The 16,790-nt window shown below is 55.8% G+C and carries 15 protein-coding genes, 2 tRNA genes and 1 pseudogene; 11 read left to right on the top strand and 7 right to left on the bottom strand.

The features are described 5' to 3' along the window. The first annotated feature begins 206 nt into the window (after positions 1 to 206). The 7 genes from AC0J1C_RS08300 to AC0J1C_RS08270 all read left to right on the top strand — a co-directional run bounded on the left by AC0J1C_RS08300 (position 207) and on the right by AC0J1C_RS08270 (position 8,744). Positions 207 to 1,118 carry a hypothetical protein gene (locus AC0J1C_RS08300; RefSeq protein WP_473046401.1) on the top strand — a complete coding sequence of 304 codons (912 nt, stop codon included), beginning with the start codon at positions 207 to 209 and terminating at the stop codon, positions 1,116 to 1,118. Beyond that, positions 1,115 to 2,407: a replicative DNA helicase gene (locus tag AC0J1C_RS08295; protein WP_473046400.1), complete on the top strand. Its 1,293-nt coding sequence runs from the start codon at positions 1,115 to 1,117 to the stop codon at positions 2,405 to 2,407. Before AC0J1C_RS08300 ends, AC0J1C_RS08295 begins: the two co-directional genes overlap by 4 nt. Next, positions 2,404 to 2,799, top strand: a complete 396-nt coding sequence (locus AC0J1C_RS08290; RefSeq protein ID WP_473046399.1) for a hypothetical protein — start codon at positions 2,404 to 2,406, stop codon at positions 2,797 to 2,799. The genes AC0J1C_RS08295 and AC0J1C_RS08290 overlap by 4 nt, the downstream gene beginning before the upstream one ends. A gap of 148 nt (positions 2,800 to 2,947) precedes the next feature. Beyond that, positions 2,948 to 3,658, top strand: a complete 711-nt coding sequence (locus AC0J1C_RS08285) for a hypothetical protein (RefSeq protein WP_473046398.1) — start codon at positions 2,948 to 2,950, stop codon at positions 3,656 to 3,658. 347 nt (positions 3,659 to 4,005) lie between these two features. Next, complete coding sequence (locus tag AC0J1C_RS08280) at positions 4,006 to 5,004, top strand: hypothetical protein (RefSeq protein ID WP_473046397.1); 999 nt, start codon at positions 4,006 to 4,008, stop codon at positions 5,002 to 5,004. 482 nt (positions 5,005 to 5,486) lie between these two features. Next, the gene (locus AC0J1C_RS08275) at positions 5,487 to 8,270 is read left to right on the top strand and encodes a phage tail tape measure protein (RefSeq protein WP_473046396.1); all 2,784 of its coding nucleotides are present in this window, start codon (positions 5,487 to 5,489) and stop codon (positions 8,268 to 8,270) included. 213 nt (positions 8,271 to 8,483) lie between these two features. Next, entirely contained in the window at positions 8,484 to 8,744 is a 261-nt protein-coding gene (locus AC0J1C_RS08270; protein WP_473046395.1) for a hypothetical protein, read from the top strand. A gap of 306 nt (positions 8,745 to 9,050) precedes the next feature. Here AC0J1C_RS08270 and AC0J1C_RS08265 read toward each other — a convergent pair whose 3' ends face one another. Further along, complete coding sequence (locus AC0J1C_RS08265) at positions 9,051 to 9,818, bottom strand: DUF1828 domain-containing protein (protein WP_473046394.1); 768 nt, start codon at positions 9,816 to 9,818, stop codon at positions 9,051 to 9,053. Between the two features lie 10 nt (positions 9,819 to 9,828). Next, positions 9,829 to 10,326: a hypothetical protein gene (locus tag AC0J1C_RS08260; RefSeq protein WP_473046393.1), complete on the bottom strand. Its 498-nt coding sequence runs from the start codon at positions 10,324 to 10,326 to the stop codon at positions 9,829 to 9,831. 589 nt (positions 10,327 to 10,915) lie between these two features. Between AC0J1C_RS08260 and AC0J1C_RS08255 the strand changes: the two genes are divergently transcribed. Next, on the top strand, positions 10,916 to 11,800 hold the full coding sequence (locus tag AC0J1C_RS08255) for a hypothetical protein (protein WP_473046392.1): 885 nt from the start codon (positions 10,916 to 10,918) through the stop codon (positions 11,798 to 11,800). Positions 11,801 to 11,810: 10 nt separating this feature from the next. Here AC0J1C_RS08255 and AC0J1C_RS08250 read toward each other — a convergent pair whose 3' ends face one another. Further along, complete coding sequence (locus AC0J1C_RS08250) at positions 11,811 to 12,269, bottom strand: hypothetical protein (RefSeq protein ID WP_473046390.1); 459 nt, start codon at positions 12,267 to 12,269, stop codon at positions 11,811 to 11,813. 331 nt (positions 12,270 to 12,600) lie between these two features. Here AC0J1C_RS08250 and AC0J1C_RS08245 point away from each other — a divergent pair, with 331 nt between their 5' ends. Continuing rightward, a complete protein-coding gene (locus AC0J1C_RS08245; RefSeq protein WP_473046388.1) occupies positions 12,601 to 12,930 on the top strand; it encodes a hypothetical protein in 330 nt (109 codons plus the stop codon). 359 nt (positions 12,931 to 13,289) lie between these two features. Here AC0J1C_RS08245 and AC0J1C_RS08240 read toward each other — a convergent pair whose 3' ends face one another. From AC0J1C_RS08240 to AC0J1C_RS08225, 4 genes are all read right to left on the bottom strand, one after another. Next, positions 13,290 to 13,574, bottom strand: coding sequence for a hypothetical protein (locus tag AC0J1C_RS08240; RefSeq protein ID WP_473046387.1), 285 nt, complete (start codon positions 13,572 to 13,574; stop codon positions 13,290 to 13,292). A gap of 123 nt (positions 13,575 to 13,697) precedes the next feature. Next, positions 13,698 to 14,228 carry a hypothetical protein gene (locus tag AC0J1C_RS08235; protein WP_473046386.1) on the bottom strand — a complete coding sequence of 177 codons (531 nt, stop codon included), beginning with the start codon at positions 14,226 to 14,228 and terminating at the stop codon, positions 13,698 to 13,700. Positions 14,229 to 14,359: 131 nt separating this feature from the next. Then, a tRNA-Cys gene (locus AC0J1C_RS08230) sits at positions 14,360 to 14,433 on the bottom strand. A 60-nt stretch (positions 14,434 to 14,493) separates the two neighbouring features. Beyond that, positions 14,494 to 14,569: transfer RNA gene (locus AC0J1C_RS08225), tRNA-Gly, on the bottom strand. A 182-nt stretch (positions 14,570 to 14,751) separates the two neighbouring features. On the opposite strand from AC0J1C_RS08225, the gene AC0J1C_RS08220 reads away from it, so the two are divergent. Together AC0J1C_RS08220 and AC0J1C_RS08215 are read left to right on the top strand one after the other, a co-directional pair. After that, the gene (locus tag AC0J1C_RS08220) at positions 14,752 to 15,912 is read left to right on the top strand and encodes an ABC transporter permease (protein WP_473046385.1); all 1,161 of its coding nucleotides are present in this window, start codon (positions 14,752 to 14,754) and stop codon (positions 15,910 to 15,912) included. 23 nt (positions 15,913 to 15,935) lie between these two features. Then, positions 15,936 to 16,788 (top strand): annotated as a pseudogene (locus AC0J1C_RS08215) (ABC transporter ATP-binding protein). Positions 16,789 to 16,790: the final 2 nt, after the last annotated feature.

Here is a 16,790-nt window from a genome sequence, read left to right as displayed (position 1 = left end):
CTGTTCGACACGGTTGGATGCAACGGCGTCCCTCAGTTGATTGCCGCACTCAAGGCAAAGGGCCTGATTATCCACAACGTAGAGAGATCCGGTGTCGATCGAGACGGCCGAAAGATTCACTACGGTGTTTACCGAATTGACCTGCGCTCAGTGAATCAAGCGGCAGACATGGTCGAGGCCTACGAGCGCGAGGAGGGATTGGTGTAATGGCTCGAGCTCGAAACATCAAACCCGGATTCTTCACCAATGATGAGCTGGGGGAGCTTTCTCCCCTCGCCCGCCTTGCGTTCATTGGTTTGTGGGGCCAGGCAGACTTCAATGGCAACCTCAAATACAAGCCCAAGCGCTTGAAGGTTGAGATCCTGCCCTATGACAACGTGGACTTCTCAGAGCTGCTGGGCGAACTCGAGAGAGCCGGCTTCCTCCAGCTCTACACCGTTGGCTCTGAAGAATACCTGCACGTTGTTAACTTCAGGAAGCATCAGAGGCCCCATAAAAACGAAGTGTTGCGCGGCACGGACGTTCCGAAGCCGTCGCCTGAAAACGGCCCGAACGGCCTCGACCCAATACAGGAACGTACCGGAACGGAACAGGGACAGTATGAGAACCGTTCTAATCCGCCGGATACCGGATACCGGATACCTGATACCGGATCCCCTCAAACGGATTCCAGTGAAAGCACTGGTCCGGCTGAAGCCGAACCGGCGCGTGAGTCTACCCCTGGCAAATTCAATGACGAAGACTTCGAGAAATTCTGGAAGTTCTGTCGAGAGCATTGGTTTGGGAGAGTCGGAAACAAATCCCAGGCCAGAGAGTCTTTCAAGAAGCTAAAACCTGGCAAGCACGACCTGAGAGAAATTCTTCGGCTCACACGCCAGGAATGCGAGTTCCGCCGGCGCGTAAAAGCTACGGAGGGCTTCTGCGAGAACATGAAGCACGTCTTCCGCTGGATCAAGCACGAGGGTTGGAACGACACCAGGGAGAGACTTGAGGCCGGCCCTGCCCTTTCCGTGATTCAGGGATCGGACCCGACCAAAGTCAACGCCCCCTACCGTGGGGCAATGCCGAGGCCCGATCGCCCAGCCCGCCAGCCAACGGGGACAGAGGGCGCCGAATGAGTATTCAAGCGGAACAGTCGGTGCTATTCGCGGTACTGACGGATAGCTCCCGCATGAAAGAGTGCGACCTGGAACCACACGAATTCGCTGATTGGCATCACCAGGAGGCTTTCAGCGCTGCCAGGGATATTGTGAATCGGGGAGAAATTGCTGACCTGGTCACCGTTTGCGAAGTCCTAGAAAAGCGGGTCCCGGGCGTGGAGTTCGCCAAATACCTCGCCGGCGTTCTGGAAAATGCGTTCTGCGGCTCCGCCTTCGGCCAGTACGTTGAGATTGTCCACAAGAGCTATCGCAAACGGCAAGCGCTGAGTATTGCCCAGAACCTGAAAACCGCATTGAGTGAAGGTCAGGATGGTGATCCGGTGGATACGGCCATACAGCAGCTCATGAGCCTAAACCAGCTCGGCAGAAACTACGACCACGACATGAAGAGCGTCATGGCAGCCGGCATTCGCATGATTGACCAGGCTATGGCTGCAGATGGAATCGTTGGCGTTCCGAGCGGCCTACGCGATCTGGATGAATGCCTCGGTGGATTCCATGATACGGATTTGATAGTGATCGGTGCCCGGCCGGCCATGGGAAAAACGGCCTTCATGCTCAACTTGGCCCTGGCCGCCGGCCAACCCGTTGGTGTGATATCGGCAGAGCAAGGCCACGAACAGATGGGGCTCCGATTGATATCGATCGAGGGCAAGCTGGATAGTCAGAAAATCCGGACCGGCGGATTTTATGATGAGGAGTGGGACACCCTCCGCAAAGCTGTTACCCGGCTCACTGACAAACCGATCCGCGTCAACGATGAACCAGGGATGAAGATTACCAGCCTGGTTCGGCAGGCCCGGGACTGGAAGTACCGCTACAACATCAACGCTCTGTATGTGGATTATCTGCAGAGGATTGCTGGTACCGATCCCCGATCGAAGCCAACCGATCGAGTCTCAGAGGTTGCCCGCTCTCTGAAGAATCTCGCCCGGGAGCTGGAAATTCCCGTAATCGCCTTGGCCCAGGTCAGCCGGGAATGCGAGAAACGCCCCAACAAGCGACCAATGAACTCCGACCTGGCAGACGCCTCAGAGATCGAAAAAGAGGCTGATGAGATCTTGTTCCTCTACCGGGACGAGGTCTATAACCCGGACACACCGGACAAGGGAATCGCCGAGATTGATATCTCGAAGAACCGGCACGGCCCAACGGGCATGGTCCGGTGCGTGTTCACCGGCAAATTTATGCGATTCGACCAGTTGGCGCCGAAGTCCCTCCAGGAGCAATACGGAGGTTCAGCATGAGCGCGCACTCCAAATTCAACTGCAACCATCCTGGAAGCACTTCACCGGGTCAGTCGCTGTTTAATACCGGAATGACGCCCCCTGAGTTCGCCAAGCGGATCAACGGCGTAAATTGCCAACGGATAAACCAGGAACTGGCACGGAGGAAATGGCTGTATTCAGACATCGCTGGGAGCTGGCGGGTTAACCGTTGGGCGATGGGCCGGTATCTGACTGAGCGACATCACAACATTGAGCGCAGCAGCGGTTTGGTAGTGGTTCGTTCCACTCCTGTGCTTCTGGAAAAAGGCGCTGCCGTGATCTACAGCTTGTACTTGAGCAACGAACTGCCGATGAAGCGCTCCTGGAACGGTGAATTCACCGAGAACGAGACCCTGTTAGGCGCCGCCTGAATCTCGATAGAAGGAGCATCACCGCTGGCGGAACACCGGTCTAATGTTTCTCGTGTCGTTGAGAGTCGCGCACCAGGACACGGCCCTGAATTTCTGCGCCGTTTTAAACCGCAGCTCAACGAATACCGCACCATGAATGGACAGCTCCATGGATGAAATTCGGATATTTGAGGCAGAACAGGTACCAGGTGAAAATCCAAGCGAACGAGATCGGGCTGAGGACATTGCAGAGCGCTTAGTCTTGGCCCTGACCGGCTGGACAGCACACGCAAACGACCGGCTTCCAGAAGCGGCTCAATTAGGCCTACAGCTTGCCCGCCCCGAGTGGATCGATATTCGAAACCCTGCCCACGCCATTCATGAGCTGCACCGGATCGGCAATCAACTCCCCCGGCACCTACCCGCCCCCTCCCTCTCTGTGGAATGGACTGACAACGAGTTCAATGCCTACAGGGTCCTGACTGGTATCAGATCTTGCAGCGACGCCCTGAAGGCCATCTCAGCGGCGCCCGATGAGATGGTTTCAATAGCCAAATCCTTTCTGGATCTCGGCGCGGTCGTTACGCAGGCGCACGTTCAACCGTGGGAGAAGTACGCAGCCCGGGCGATGAGATCGGAAATTGCCCTCACCACAGCAAATCGTAGGACCCCGCCCAGTTCCCCGAACGCTAAGCGGAGGCTCAATTCCGCGGATGAGCTGGCGGCATATCAACGCGAGGCAGACAAAATATGGGCTGAGAACAAGCGGCACAGCGCATCGGGAGTCGCAAGGATCATAGTCGAGCGGCTTGGCCTTCCACTCCATCGGATTCAATGGATACGAAAGAACATCGCACGCAATAAGCAAAGCTCACCCTGAACAACAGAAAGTTGGTAGAGCCTGCTAAGTACCAACTTTGAATTACTGAAATCATACCCTCAGCCGAACAGCACGGCGGTTCACTGGAACCATGAGGGCAACACCATGAACAACGCATCACCCGAATCAGCGCGAACTGTAGATTCCCCCTCCCTCCTGACGCTGAACCAACTTTGCGAAGCTGAACCGGCTCTCACACCTGGTGGCATTCGCTACCTCCTGTTTCAACGTGGACACGATATCCCCGGCGTCTACAGATTCGGCCGTCGAATCCTATTCGACCGGGCTGAATTCGTGGAAGCCATCAAACTCGGCAAAACCGCCATCATCACACGGAGAAGGCCTTTATGAAAAAGCTGTCTGGTTCCACGAAAAAGCTCTCAGCAGCTCAGCGTTTCGACCGTCTCAGGGAAATCGAATCCCGGCGCGAAGAGTTGATGTCACAGGCCAATCACTTGAAAGCTCGTATCGAGCAATCGGCCGGTCGGAAAGAGACGCTCGAGCGTGAACTGTTGTGGGATCAGGGGATTCGCCCAGCCCGCGCCTATTCGACCCGCCCCGCCACAAAGAGCGAAATTGAGGCACTGAAGACTGAAATCGCCAGCCTTGAGCAACTGCTTCAAGACCTGAAAGAGGAGAGGGCTCCAATCCAGGCCGAACTTGACGACCTCAACGCTGAATATGAGGAACTTCAAAACAACCACCAGAAAGTGTCTTTAACTGATCTGAAGGGCGCAGGTTCCGAGATATTGAAGATCGAATCAGAAATCACTCGAGTAGAGAATGCTCGCGACGATGCGCTCGCCAAAGTTCCGAGTGAGCAGCTGCAGAAGCTCAAGAGCGAGATGGAAGAAGCAGCTTCTGAGCACGACCTTTTGGCGGCCGATGTTGATCTTGGTGAGGCGCCAGAGTCCGATTTGAAAAAAGCCAGTTCCCGTCTTGCTTCGTTGAAGAAACAGCTGGCGGAGTTCGAGGAAAACGCCCGCCTCGCAGAATCCGCCGGCCGAGGTTATGCCCGGCGCCTCGAGCGTTTACAAACTGCGAAGGCTGCCGCAGAAAAAGAATTGTCCTGCCTTCTAACCCTGTACGCCAGGCAAATGCACGAATCCGAGGTCGAGCGTTTAAATTCCGCCTTGGAGCAAGTAGAGCAAGCCCTGACGACGTTGCAAGCTGCGACTGTGCTTTCCGAGAGATACGGTGATGGTACCCCGCTTAGCACAGGGCTTTATCGCTCCCGGCTCGATATACCCAATCTGCCAGGCCTGACCAAGGAGAGAGTGGAGGCAGACTCAGCCGCCGCCGAGAAACAGATTGAAGTCATTCTGAGGAAGGCCGGTTCAGCTTGATTGAGAGCCCGGGTGGCCCTGCCGCCCGCTCCACCCTGAGCGCGATTAACCGAGAGAGACGGAGCCATGGAGCACATTCCACATCAGACAGGAAACAAGACTGCGATAGGGTTTGGGAACCTACCCTCCCCCTACGTTTGTCTTGCTGCCTGTGTGGCGTCTCCTGCTCGCACGGCTGGTCGTTCTCGGCTACACCAGGCAGCGCGCCCTGCTATCCGTTTGAATCGACGCCTCCCTGATTTCTCGAGTCGAACTATGTGCACAGAATTCCAGGGGGCCCCTGGGCCTTCCTGTAGCCCGCGGGGGCGGCGCATCCACGCGGTTTTCGGAAAATTTTTGCGCGCATATGGCGCCTCACCAGATGAGATTAAAACGAACAATAAAAACAATGGATTAGAAGTGAGCCAACTGGGGAATACACCGCGGGAGTTTTGCAGAAACGACACAGATGGAATTCCCGACTCTATCAGAGGCCTGTAACCATGGCAGATAAAACCAAAACCGTTGAGATTATTTTCGGAGGGATTGACCGAACCGGCTCGGCCATCAGTTCGGTAGGCAGAAATCTCGACAGCCTCACTGGCCAGGTTGGCGACCTCACCGGCCCCTTGGCCAATATTACAGACAGCATCATCAAGCTTGATGCAGCCCTGGCCGCTGCCGCCATTGGCGTAACTGGCTATGCGGTCAAGATTGCAGATGATTTCGATACCGCATTTGGCGAAATCGCGACCCTAATCGGCCAGCCCGCCGACAGCCTCCGCGACTTTCAAGCCCAGATCCTTGAGTATTCGGAACGCTCGAGCGCCTCGCTCGAACAAATCACCAGTGCAACCTACAGCGCAATTTCGGCGGGAACAGACTACAAAGAATCTCTTACCCTGATTGCTGCAGCTGAACAACTGGCCATTGCCGGCAAGGCCGACCTGGGTGAGACGACGACCGCCCTGGTGAGCACACTGAACGCCTTTGGAGCCTCTGCCGACCAGGCAGGCGCATACGCAGATACTTTCTTTACTGCCGTCCAGTTGGGCCAGACCACGATTCCAGAACTCTCCGGCGCCATTGGCCGCCTTGCTCCTATTGCAGCCGCGGCCGGCCTTTCCTTCAATGAGATGGCCGCTGCGATCGCAACCATTACGGCCGAGACTGGCACCAACACCGCCGAGGCCATCACGGGAATCCGTGCTGCAATCAACTCGCTATTGAAACCGTCCAAAGAGGCTTCCGATCTGGCGGCCGAACTCGGAATTGAATTCAACGCAGCGGCCCTTGAGAGCAAAGGTTTCTCCGGCGTTTTGTCGGACGTTGCGGAAGCCACCGATGGCAATGTAGATCTGATGGCCAAGCTGTTCGGCTCTGTAGAAGCCCTTGCACCAGTGCTCGCCCTTACAGGCAATGCCTCGGATAAGTTTGCTGAGAACCTAGCTGCCTTCAAGGACAACGCGGGCGCCGCTGAGACCGCCGCAAAGGAACTGAACGATTCATTAGGGCTGATTACCCAGACCCTGCAGAACAACCTGAACTCGGCCCTCATCGCCTTCGGCACAAACCTTACCGATGAGACCAGGAGCATCGTTCGCTCGATCACCTCAATCTTCAACAGTATTGGCAGCGAGCTTCGCTTAGAGGATGGAGTGTTTGCACCAATTTTGGAGGGGCTGGAGGGCCTTGCGCAAGACATCGACCAGAAGCTTCGAACCATCGCCACCAATTTCCCGGAAGCGCTGTCCGGAATCGACCTTTCCGACCTCCTCGGTGCCTTTGGAGACCTGAGCGACGAGCTGGGGGATGCCTTCACCAATGTTTTCGGAGACATTGATCTGAACACGGTTGAAGGTCTCCAGGACGCTCTCCAGCGTGTTGTGGATGCTTTCACCGCCCTAGTAAATATCTCAAGCGGCATCGTGGATGGCTTGCAACCGATCTTTGCCGCCATCGGGAAAGGTATTGAGGAGTTCGAACAGCTGGACGACTCTACGAAACGGTCAATTGGTGAGCTTCTGGGCCTGTCAAAAGCCATCGATACCGTTTTGCCCGCCCTTGGCGCCCTCGGCGGCGGCCTGGAGTCGGTCGGTAATGGTCTTGTAGCACTGGCAGGTGCGCAAGGCTTCAAGGCGCTTCTCGGTAACCTGGGCGCCGTTCAAGGCATCGCCGCTGCAGCCGGTAAAGGCGGTCTCATTGGCCTGGCCCTGGCTGGCGGGTATGGCGTCGGGACACTGATTAACGAATACGTCATTGAGCCGATGGAGAAGGCGTTCGGGACTTCTATCGGCTCCTGGCTCTATGAGCAGTTCAACGCCGAGGAAATTGAGAAGATCAAGAACCAGCTCAAGCCGTTGACCGAGGAGGAAAAGAGACTTGCCAAGGAAACCGGCGAACTCAAGGATCTTAATGACCGGCTGGCCAACGCGCTCGATAACACCAAGCAGGCCGCCGAGCTGGACACTGAAGCTCTGAATGCCCGGGCTGCCGAATTGGTGAAGAACTCGCAGGAGCAGAGCAAATTCAACAGCTCCTTGGAGGAGTTTACCGGCAACCAGCGAACCGCGACGAACGCAGTCGAGGAGCTCAACAACCGAGTGAAGAGCAGCGGTGGCGCCCTGGGTGAAGTCGGAGAAACGACGCGCCAGCTGGCGGAGAACAACAAGACTCTGACCCTTGGCTATGACGAGGCCACCGGCAAGGTAAACAGCTGGTCCGGGACCATAGTCAAGTCCAACCGAAACCTGGACGATGCCGCACAGAAAACCCAAAAAGTAATTACCGAAACCGAGAAATACGGTCTCGAGCTGGAAAAGCTCCAGAGCAACGAGCGCATAAAAACCATTGAGGCCGTGGTCTCCCTGAACATTGCTGAGGTAGAAGCAAACGCGGATAAAGTTGTGGCTCTCGCGCAGACCATCAGCGAGGCATTCGGCAGCACCGGCAACCTTATTTCAGACCTTTTCAGCGAGAAGTCCGGCGCGAGCCGCTCTGACCAGATCGACCTAGAAAAACAGATTCGAAAGGAAAATGAGCGCCGAGAAGAAGCATTCAAACTTCAGAAGAAGCTCACGGAAGCAGAGGTCGAATACGTCAAGGAAAAAACCAAACAACTTTCGAAAGGCGACGCTATTGTCAAGGTGGAAGGCGCCGGACTGCAGCCGCACCTGGAAGCATTCATGTTTGAGATTCTGCAAAGCATTCAAGTCCGGCTCAACGCACAGGGCCAGGAGATGCTCCTCGCACTGCAGGGCGGGCAATCAGAAGGCACTCTGCCGTAACTCCTCCAGGGTCAAGCAGAGGTCTAGGCTCTGGCACATGGCCCTGACAATGTGCCCGCGGCAGCTTAGGGCTGTGCACTCAAGGATGACTGCTGGTGGAGGCAGATACACCCGGCAAAAAACACTCTGCGGCCCGGTCCAAACCAGCCGGGTTGATGTTGGCAGACCATCCGAAAAAAACTGCCGCTCTCTCATCAAACATCGAGGCACCCCATGACAAGCGAAGAGTTCGCAGAAAGATTCCAGCACCATCCTTTGGGATTCTCATTCCAGAATTTGGAAACAACCGAAACCGAGCAAACTCTCGAAACAACTGTCTCCATGGCGGAGGGCATGCTTCTCCTTTTGGAGTTCCAGGGCGACATTACGAAAGCCGAGTATGTGTTCTTGAGGGAAGCACTGCAGGGAAATGCTCAGCGGAATTTGAAGCGCATTGAGAAGACCAACTGCAAAGGCATCCAGACGCGTCAGTAGCGAAAGCTAAGCCCCTCTCCACTGCTCAGACAATGGACCTTTCGATCAAAATTGGATCGGGCTCCACCAGCTCAGCTCGATGGCTGGGGCTCAATGGTATGACCGAAACCGGAGATGCCAGGGCCGGCGTGCAGCCCTTGGATAACTGTCCACCCAATTAGTTGAGCAAGCTCGGAAGGATGGTGAAGGCGCACAGAGGCGATACGGCACAGGGTCAGCTTTGTCGATTCAAATAGCAGCTGGCGGATTTCTGCAGGTATATTGCAAGTAAGAGAAACCGCTCGCCAACGAGCATTAAGCAGAATTCTAAGCGGCCAAAGCGATCTCTCTCAGCAAGTGATCCGGCCCGCTGTACTCAATCACTCTGGCAGCATTCTGAAGAATCACTTCCGCCTGGTGTATCGATTCAATGCTATTCGCAGATTCAATCACCACCAAACGGCTGCCTGGAATCTCGTTGTTCTTAATGTCCAAGAACTTGCCCGTAGCCTGGTACACACTACGCCAGTTAACCGTGCCATCGGACCTCGAACCAATCGGTTGGATAAACTGTTGCTCCCGCTTCCCAACATCCAAACCTAGAGGGAATTGGACCGCATGACCGCTGGCACCGACCGCAGTAGCCCCTCTCGTAAGCCTCAGTCCATATTTTGCAGACAATACTTTGGTGATTGTTCTCTCAAAGCCAGAAGCCGGCTCAGGCCGCTTTGCCTCGAGGACTTCGCCAAACATGAATGCAGCCTCAAGGAAGCGAGCGAAAAGCTCCCCTGTTTTTGATTTATCGCAAACCGCGTGAAGCTCTCCATTTTCTCCAAGAGACAGTCCACGGCTTTCAGCTATTGCTCGCAAGGATTGGATTGTACTTTTGCGAAACTGAACACCGTAAGTCATGGCATTGAAGACCGTATCTGCATTATCGGAGAGTCGAACCCTATTGGATCCGATGTCTTGGATGTATGCTCCGAGATGGGCTCCATCGCCAGCCAACAGGAACGGTGATTCTGCATACAGGACACCGTCTGCCACGGTTTGGCAGGTGTAACCCCATTGTTTTTGCAGAAGTTCGCAGTTCATCGCGATTGCCTCACAGCGCCAATTCCAACTGCTCAGATGGAGGTAATTGTAGAGCAGGCGCTCCGATAATTCCCGCAGCTTCCAGAAAAATATGCCACATGTTTTGGATGTCCCGATTGTCTATTGGTTCAGCATAGCCGTCCATGCTCTCTGCCACCGGAATGTGAATGTGCGGGTGCTCGAGAGTCTGTCCGAAATACGGCATGCCAACACCAACTCGGTTCGTGTGGCTCCTAGGGCCGTTTTCATCCAAAGAGATGATGCGCTGTTTCTGATAGAGCAGTATTGCATTTAAGCAATCAGGAACGCCTGGTATGGCGCTTGATTTATGACGAAGCACAACTAGTGCATCTTCTATCACAACGCCGTGCTCGTCTTTGAGCGTGACATGGCATTCAAGCGTGGGCGGAATGCCGTTGCGATCCTTCAGCGTCCAGGGGAACGAATTGGCATTCCAGCTCTTCTGTAAGCCCAAAAACTCTGATGCTTCGCTATAGCTCAGGCCCATACACGATCCCTGTATTCTTTCGTCCGGATTAGCATAAAAGGGACTACCAGGAGACACGGCCTATGGCCCTGGTGTTGTTATCTATGGCTTTCTGAGCTGGCATCACTCTGTCTGGTTCTCAGCCAAATTATGGCTGACACTTTCGAAGCCGCCGCCTGGCCTCGAGTGCAACCGCGTCACCCGAGCATGCCACTTTGATCTATCGCCAAGATCTCCCCTCGCGATTTTTTTATATCACCCGGGGGCCCCCAGACCCAGTTGGGGGATGAGGAACACTCTCGGCGTTATCGGCTGAGCAAATACCGGCAATCGATTGCTCTGCAGCAGTCACTAGGGTTTCGAGACAATCCCAAATAGCTCAATTAGGAATGAACCGGTTCAAATGAAACACAAGCATGGCCCATACTCGCCGGAATTGCCACGAATTGGCTCAGACCTAAAGGGTGGCGAGGGCGACTCTGGAGCCTCGTCGTGCCCTCTGCCGCGCATGACGGTGACTCTCTAAGCCAGCGGTCGCTCCACGTACCGTTTGTCTCGACTCTCTGCGTGGAGTAATTTATTTGGCCCTTTTGAATCGAGGCATGGAGCCATGGGAATTCAAGCCAGAAACCGATTGAGAGCGCTTAAGTACCTTTTCCGGACAGAGACGCACGAATCAACTGTCGCCTCAGCCCGAGATGACTACGACACCTACTGGGTGTATCTCACCAGAAACGAACAAAGGGCATTTGTGAATGAGGACGATCCGCTCGACCCCCCGACCGAACTGGTGAGAATGATTGTTCATCCGACCGAAGAGAACAGAATTCTTGTTTCTCGTTGCAAAGTAAGTGAGGAAGACAAACCCCCTATCCAAACCCTCACGGAACGGATAGCCGGTGAGGCTAATTTTGAGGTTGCCCACTACTTCAAAGACTCGAAATTGACCTATTCCAGCCCAATTACCGCCGCGCTTTTCCGGCGCCTGGGACTCACTCACGTACAGTATTGGATTTTCAATCTCACGACCCAACTCCTGGCCAGAAGAATTAGACCGGTCAAGAGTCGAGCCGACGTACTGGAGGCTATTCTTGATCTACATGAAGAGAGGTATCGAGACATCAAATTTTATACCGTGAGTCATAGGCTGCTAGGCCCCAAAAAGAGCAATGTTCGACACCGAAGAAAACTGGACCACTGGCGCCAGGTCAAGAACATCATTGATTCTCTACTCTACACCGGTGAGCTGAAGACGAAGGGGAACCACGGCTCTGTGGTACCGACCGGCAAGGCCTATGCCTCATTGATGGACTGGCAACGGGAAATAGCCAGGGAGAAAGGTCAGTTGAAGAGAGAGCTTTTTGTGATCATCCTCACCGCCCTCATCGCCTTCGGCACGGTTAAGCAAGCGATAACGGACGAGGCACCAGCGCATGGTGGTCAGGACGCAAAAAATGGTGTCTTGAGGGCTGGCGGTTTAGCCGACTCTGAATAGTGCAGAACAGTCAGGCCACTTTGTCCGTTGCCGGCTCCAACTCGCTGCGGAGCTTTTCATAACCACGATGAACCCTCAACCGAAATTGATTCGGCGTAATGCCAAGCTCCCTGCAGATCCGCTCAGAGCTCCACTGTATTTCGGTTCTCCGCCCCGTCACGGGATCCTCAATGACTGTTATTCGGTTATGGTAGGCACGATGGATGAGGACGGCTTGCCGGTTCTGTGGTGTGAGCTTCTCCAGTAAAGAAATCGCCTGGCGGTGCTTCGGCCTCCAGTTCCCTAGGAGCCACCCTTTCTTCCAGACCGAAACGGTCGATACTTCGCCGGAGGGCAGAACCCCACCGCAGTCTTGTAGGCGACCCAGCAACCCGGAATTCTGCCATCCTGCGTCCGCGTCCCGGGACATCAACACGTCAAGCGCCAGATCCACGATGGACTCAAGCCTTTCCCTTGTCGCTCTCTCCATGTCTGTCCCCTTTCCCCACTTTACAAACCGCATTTGGATCGGCCGGCAAAAAGTGCCGAATCACCGAGCCGGCCATGCGGTCGCTGCCGGTCATCGAGTGAATCCTGCAATATTCTGCCGCGACATGCGGTTGAGCACAATTTAATCGCCAGTTTTATGCAACTAGCTCTCGGGTTGGTGCTACCAGGCGCCGAGTTCGAGATCTACCGCTTCGGATTTTGAGAGCTGGCGGACACCAAAACACCATGCCAAACCCCGAAGATCTGCAAATCCTTGAAACTGTATATTTGTACAGCATACTACACCGATGGAATTTCGCAGACGACACAACATGGTTTATTCCTCCCTGGGTGAGACCGCCACACTCTCGCCCGTGGGCATAGTTACGGCCCGAGGTATCGAAATCAGTCGTTGGCTGGGTATCGCTGACCGGCGGTTAATTCGTCGTTTGCCGGCCGCCAGGGGCGTTCTGCTGGACGTTGAGTGCTGGCGGGCTACGATCCTCGACAACTATCAATGGCTGGGCCCCGGGGTTTACATGGTAGGCGCCCAACTGGGAGACGAGGGCGTTGTTGGCGTGATGGACGGCCGCCAGCCCATGCTCAAGATAATTGAACCCGAGCAGGATCGATTGAACAGAAACGGGGCCAGTCTCTCCTGACAGTCCCACCATTGGGCAGGTGGCGCGGCCGCTGGGCAATCCATGCGAGCGACAGCGGAACCTTACCCCATGGGAGCAATCTTTGCGAATCGAGCAACCGAGGAACACCATGGGAGGCCCGGAGGGTGAACGCTGCCACGACCCCAAAAACACTCTCACGAACAGGCCCCGATTCAGAACTGCATGAAATCGCGACTCTTCTCCACCCATCCGCATCCAACAGCCGGCTGTTTGTTGGTGCCTCAATGACCGCGGAATAGAGCCTCTGCCAGCACCATATGGCCGCTGGCGGTCACTTGAAGCACTACGAATTGGGCCACCAGCCCGGGAAACCCCGGGCACCGTTGAGCGAGTTTGTGTTAATCCGCAGCGGTTTCAGGCTCCAGGGTTTCTGACTGAGACACGATGCAATCAAGTTCGAAGACAGCGCGATCGACCGACTTGGCCAATGCCATAACCCCCCTCTGCATCGCCCCAAGCGCTACGGAGTTCAGATATTCAGGACACTCGGGGTTTGCTTCAAGATCGGCCCGCATTTCCTCGTAGAGAGCGGTAAGGCCGGAAAGACTTCCGGCATCCAAGGCCAGTTCCCTCAAAAGCTTTGTTGTCTCAGCTTTATGCAGCACAATTTTTTCAGAGTTCATTTGTATATCTCCTCGAAAACTACTTGATTGAGTAAACAAACAAGGCGCTGGACTGTGTGACCGCTCCGCACAACATCGTTAATCTCGGACTGGCCAGCGCCATCACATTCACTTCATTGTCTTTTACAGCGCCCCTGCCCCCTCCTGGGCTTGGTTTAGGCAACCCAGAAAAGCGACCAGCAATGACTCCCCATGAGTGTTGAACTCTCCGACCAAGCAGAGGCAGTGTAGCGGAGAATTAACCTCCTCCACTTTCATGGCCGGTGCCTGAAGCTCTTCTCGCAGATCCGAATCACTAAAATCGTTCGCGGCTTCACAGTCATACGAAGCGCTAGCAACCAGATTCCAGGCTTGGTCAACCAGTGCGTCAACTACGATATCCAGACACTCATGCCCAAACAGGGCACCGAGGAACTCACGTTTGCGGAGGAGGTTGAGCGTGGACTTGGCATCGAACAAATGCGAGCGGCAGTCGGCCAAACGGTCTGAGATACTTAATTGGGCCGACTCCCCCGCAGCCTGCTCTTTCTTGGCCTGCTGGGCCACCCAAACATGATGGCCGGTAATGCGCACTTCGGTGGGATCGCCTTTCATGGCTTCGCCGGAGTACAGGGCTGCAATGGTTTCGGTGAGTTCTTTTGAAAAGTTGTGCATGGTCACAGTCCCTCAAATTGATTTGGCCCGAATGGGCGAAATTAAGGGATCAGTGAATCAAACTCAGGATGTTGACTTAATGTTGGACAGGATTTTTACCTGTCGATAAGCAACTGTTTTAAAAGGAGTAATGGAGGCGCGGGTCGGAATCGAACCGGCGTACACGGAGTTGCAGTCCGCTGCATAACCACTCTGCCACCGCGCCGGGAAAGATCGAAGGGATCGGATCTTTGTGCTCTCAGGTGGGCAATGAGAGACTTGAAATTGGAGCGGGAAACGAGATTCGAACTCGCGACCCCAACCTTGGCAAGGTTGTGCTCTACCAACTGAGCTATTCCCGCTCTGCAGTTGCCGGGGCGTTGCCTCGTCAACGGCTGCGTATTCTACGGATTACCGTTCGGGCGTCAACCGTTTTTTATCAAGTTTTTGTTTTACCGAACTTTGTGGTCAGAAACTGGCCATGGTGGCTTGCAGTCTCTAAGCTGTTCAATGCCGAGCAAATTTACTCATGGAATGAACGCACGTGCCCAGCGCCTCGCCATCCGAGCAGTCCCAACCCGGTATCTCGTCGCCTGGCTCCATCACTCTGGAGGGCGACCAGCTTACCGTTGCCGGCGACTGGTTGTTGAGCCACTACCGCGCCCTCTCCCGGCAGGCGGCGAACCTGGCTTCCTCAGACTTGAAGAACGTGCACATTGATCTCTCCGGGCTTCGGCGGATAGACACCGCCGGAGCGGCGCAACTGGCATACCTGCTTGGCCCCGAACGGCTGCTGGCCGAAGCCTCCGGTGAGAACAATCTGCCAAAGGAGAAGTCGGCCCTTATCCAGGCCGTGTGCGAGGCGCTGAAAGACCAGCCGGAAGCCCGGCCGGCCAAGCCTTCACTGGTGATGAGCGTGGTGGTTGGAACCGGCCAGAAGGTGGAAAGCATTGCCCGGTTGCTCTGGACCCTCACCGGGTTTATCGGGCAGACCCTGGCCACCCTGGGCTGGACCCTCGTTCGGCCCGCGCGCTGGCGGATGACCCCGTTTGTGGCATCGGTTCACGATACCGGCCTGAATGCCCTGCCCATCGTTGCCCTGCTCACCTTCCTGGTGGGTGCGGTGGTCGCGTTTCTTGGCGCAACCGTGCTGGAGGATTTTGGGGCCACCATTTACACGGTGAACCTGGTGGCGTTCTCGTTCCTGCGGGAATTCGGGGTATTGCTGGCCGCCATCCTGCTGGCGGGCCGAACCGCCAGTTCGTTCACGGCCCATATCGGCGCCATGAAGGTGAACGAGGAGCTTGACGCCATCCGCACCCTCGGGCTGAACCCCATCGAACTGCTGGTGCTGCCGCGGGTCCTGGCCATGGTGGTCAGCCTGCCGATTCTCACCTTCGTGGGCATGATTGCCGGCATGGTGGGCGGCGCCATGGTGTGTGCCCTGGTGCTGGATATTGCCCCCACCCAGTTCATGGCGATTGTGGAGCGCGACATTGCTCTGCGCCATTTCCTGGTGGGGCTGGTGAAGGCGCCCGTTTTTGCCTTTCTGATTGCGGTGATTGGTTGCCTGGAGGGCTTCAAGGTGGCGGGCAGCGCCCAGTCGGTGGGCGAACACACCACCTCCAGCGTGGTGCAGTCGATCTTCATGGTGATCCTGCTGGACTCCATTGCTGCGCTATTCTTTATGGAAATGGGGTGGTAACCATGGCAGGCGACGGATCGGCAATGAATGGCCAGAAACCCGCAGAACCCGTGATTGAGGTTCGCCAACTCAGCAACCGTTTTGGCGACCATCTGGTGCATGAGGATCTCGATCTGGATCTGCTCCGTGGCGAGATTCTCGGGGTTGTGGGCGGCTCCGGTACCGGCAAAACCGTGCTGCTCCGAAGCATCGTCGGGCTGAACACACCCTCCGCCGGCCACATCCGGGTTTTTGGGGAGGACCTCATCGAGCTGCCCTCTGCCCAGCGGTCGGACATTGAGCAGCGTTTTGGCGTGCTGTTCCAGGGCGGCGCGCTGTTCACCTCGCTCAACCTGCAGGAAAACATTGCCGTTCCCCTGATTGAGCACGCGGGCCTTAAGCGGTCCGAAGCGGAACAGCTGGCCCGGATGAAGCTGGCGCTGACGGGCCTGCCGCCCGAGGCCGCTACCAAATACCCCTCGGAGCTTTCAGGCGGCATGGTGAAACGGGCAAGCCTGGCCCGGGCCCTGGCCCTGGACCCGGAGATCCTGTTCCTGGATGAGCCCACCGCCGGCCTCGATCCCATCGGAGCCGCCGCTTTCGACCGGTTGATTGTCACCCTTCGGGACGCCCTGGGGCTGACGGTGTTCCTGGTGACCCACGATCTGGATACCCTGTACGCCGCCTGTGACCGGGTTGCCGTTCTGTCACAGCGCCGGGTGCTGGTGGCTGATAGACTGGACGTGGTCGCCGCCACCGATGACGACTGGGTTCAGGACTACTTCAACCGATGACGACTGGGTTCAGGACTACTTCAATGGCCCCAGGGGGCGGGCGGCCAGCCAGGCATTCAATGCACACAACACTCACCCCATTCACCGGAACCGGGAGCAGTAACC

The organism is Marinobacter sp. E2, assembly GCF_055755345.1.
The sequence above is the reverse complement of the archived record's forward strand: the minus strand, read 5'-3'. Positions and strand labels throughout refer to the sequence as shown.

Excerpts from the sequence above, each read along its gene's own strand:
- AC0J1C_RS08265 (WP_473046394.1), bottom strand. The coding sequence starts at position 9,818 with ATGAACTGCGAACTTCTGCAAAAACAATGGGGTTACACCTGCCAAACC.
- AC0J1C_RS08245 (WP_473046388.1), top strand. The coding sequence starts at position 12,601 with ATGGTTTATTCCTCCCTGGGTGAGACCGCCACACTCTCGCCCGTGGGC.
- AC0J1C_RS08260 (WP_473046393.1), bottom strand. The coding sequence starts at position 10,326 with ATGGGCCTGAGCTATAGCGAAGCATCAGAGTTTTTGGGCTTACAGAAG.
- AC0J1C_RS08235 (WP_473046386.1), bottom strand. The coding sequence starts at position 14,228 with ATGCACAACTTTTCAAAAGAACTCACCGAAACCATTGCAGCCCTGTAC.
- AC0J1C_RS08270 (WP_473046395.1), top strand. The coding sequence starts at position 8,484 with ATGACAAGCGAAGAGTTCGCAGAAAGATTCCAGCACCATCCTTTGGGA.
- AC0J1C_RS08255 (WP_473046392.1), top strand. The coding sequence starts at position 10,916 with ATGGGAATTCAAGCCAGAAACCGATTGAGAGCGCTTAAGTACCTTTTC.
- AC0J1C_RS08240 (WP_473046387.1), bottom strand. The coding sequence starts at position 13,574 with ATGAACTCTGAAAAAATTGTGCTGCATAAAGCTGAGACAACAAAGCTT.
- AC0J1C_RS08285 (WP_473046398.1), top strand. The coding sequence starts at position 2,948 with ATGGATGAAATTCGGATATTTGAGGCAGAACAGGTACCAGGTGAAAAT.
- AC0J1C_RS08290 (WP_473046399.1), top strand. The coding sequence starts at position 2,404 with ATGAGCGCGCACTCCAAATTCAACTGCAACCATCCTGGAAGCACTTCA.
- AC0J1C_RS08300 (WP_473046401.1), top strand. The coding sequence starts at position 207 with ATGGCTCGAGCTCGAAACATCAAACCCGGATTCTTCACCAATGATGAG.
- AC0J1C_RS08280 (WP_473046397.1), top strand. The coding sequence starts at position 4,006 with ATGAAAAAGCTGTCTGGTTCCACGAAAAAGCTCTCAGCAGCTCAGCGT.
- AC0J1C_RS08275 (WP_473046396.1), top strand. The coding sequence starts at position 5,487 with ATGGCAGATAAAACCAAAACCGTTGAGATTATTTTCGGAGGGATTGAC.
- AC0J1C_RS08250 (WP_473046390.1), bottom strand. The coding sequence starts at position 12,269 with ATGGAGAGAGCGACAAGGGAAAGGCTTGAGTCCATCGTGGATCTGGCG.
- AC0J1C_RS08295 (WP_473046400.1), top strand. The coding sequence starts at position 1,115 with ATGAGTATTCAAGCGGAACAGTCGGTGCTATTCGCGGTACTGACGGAT.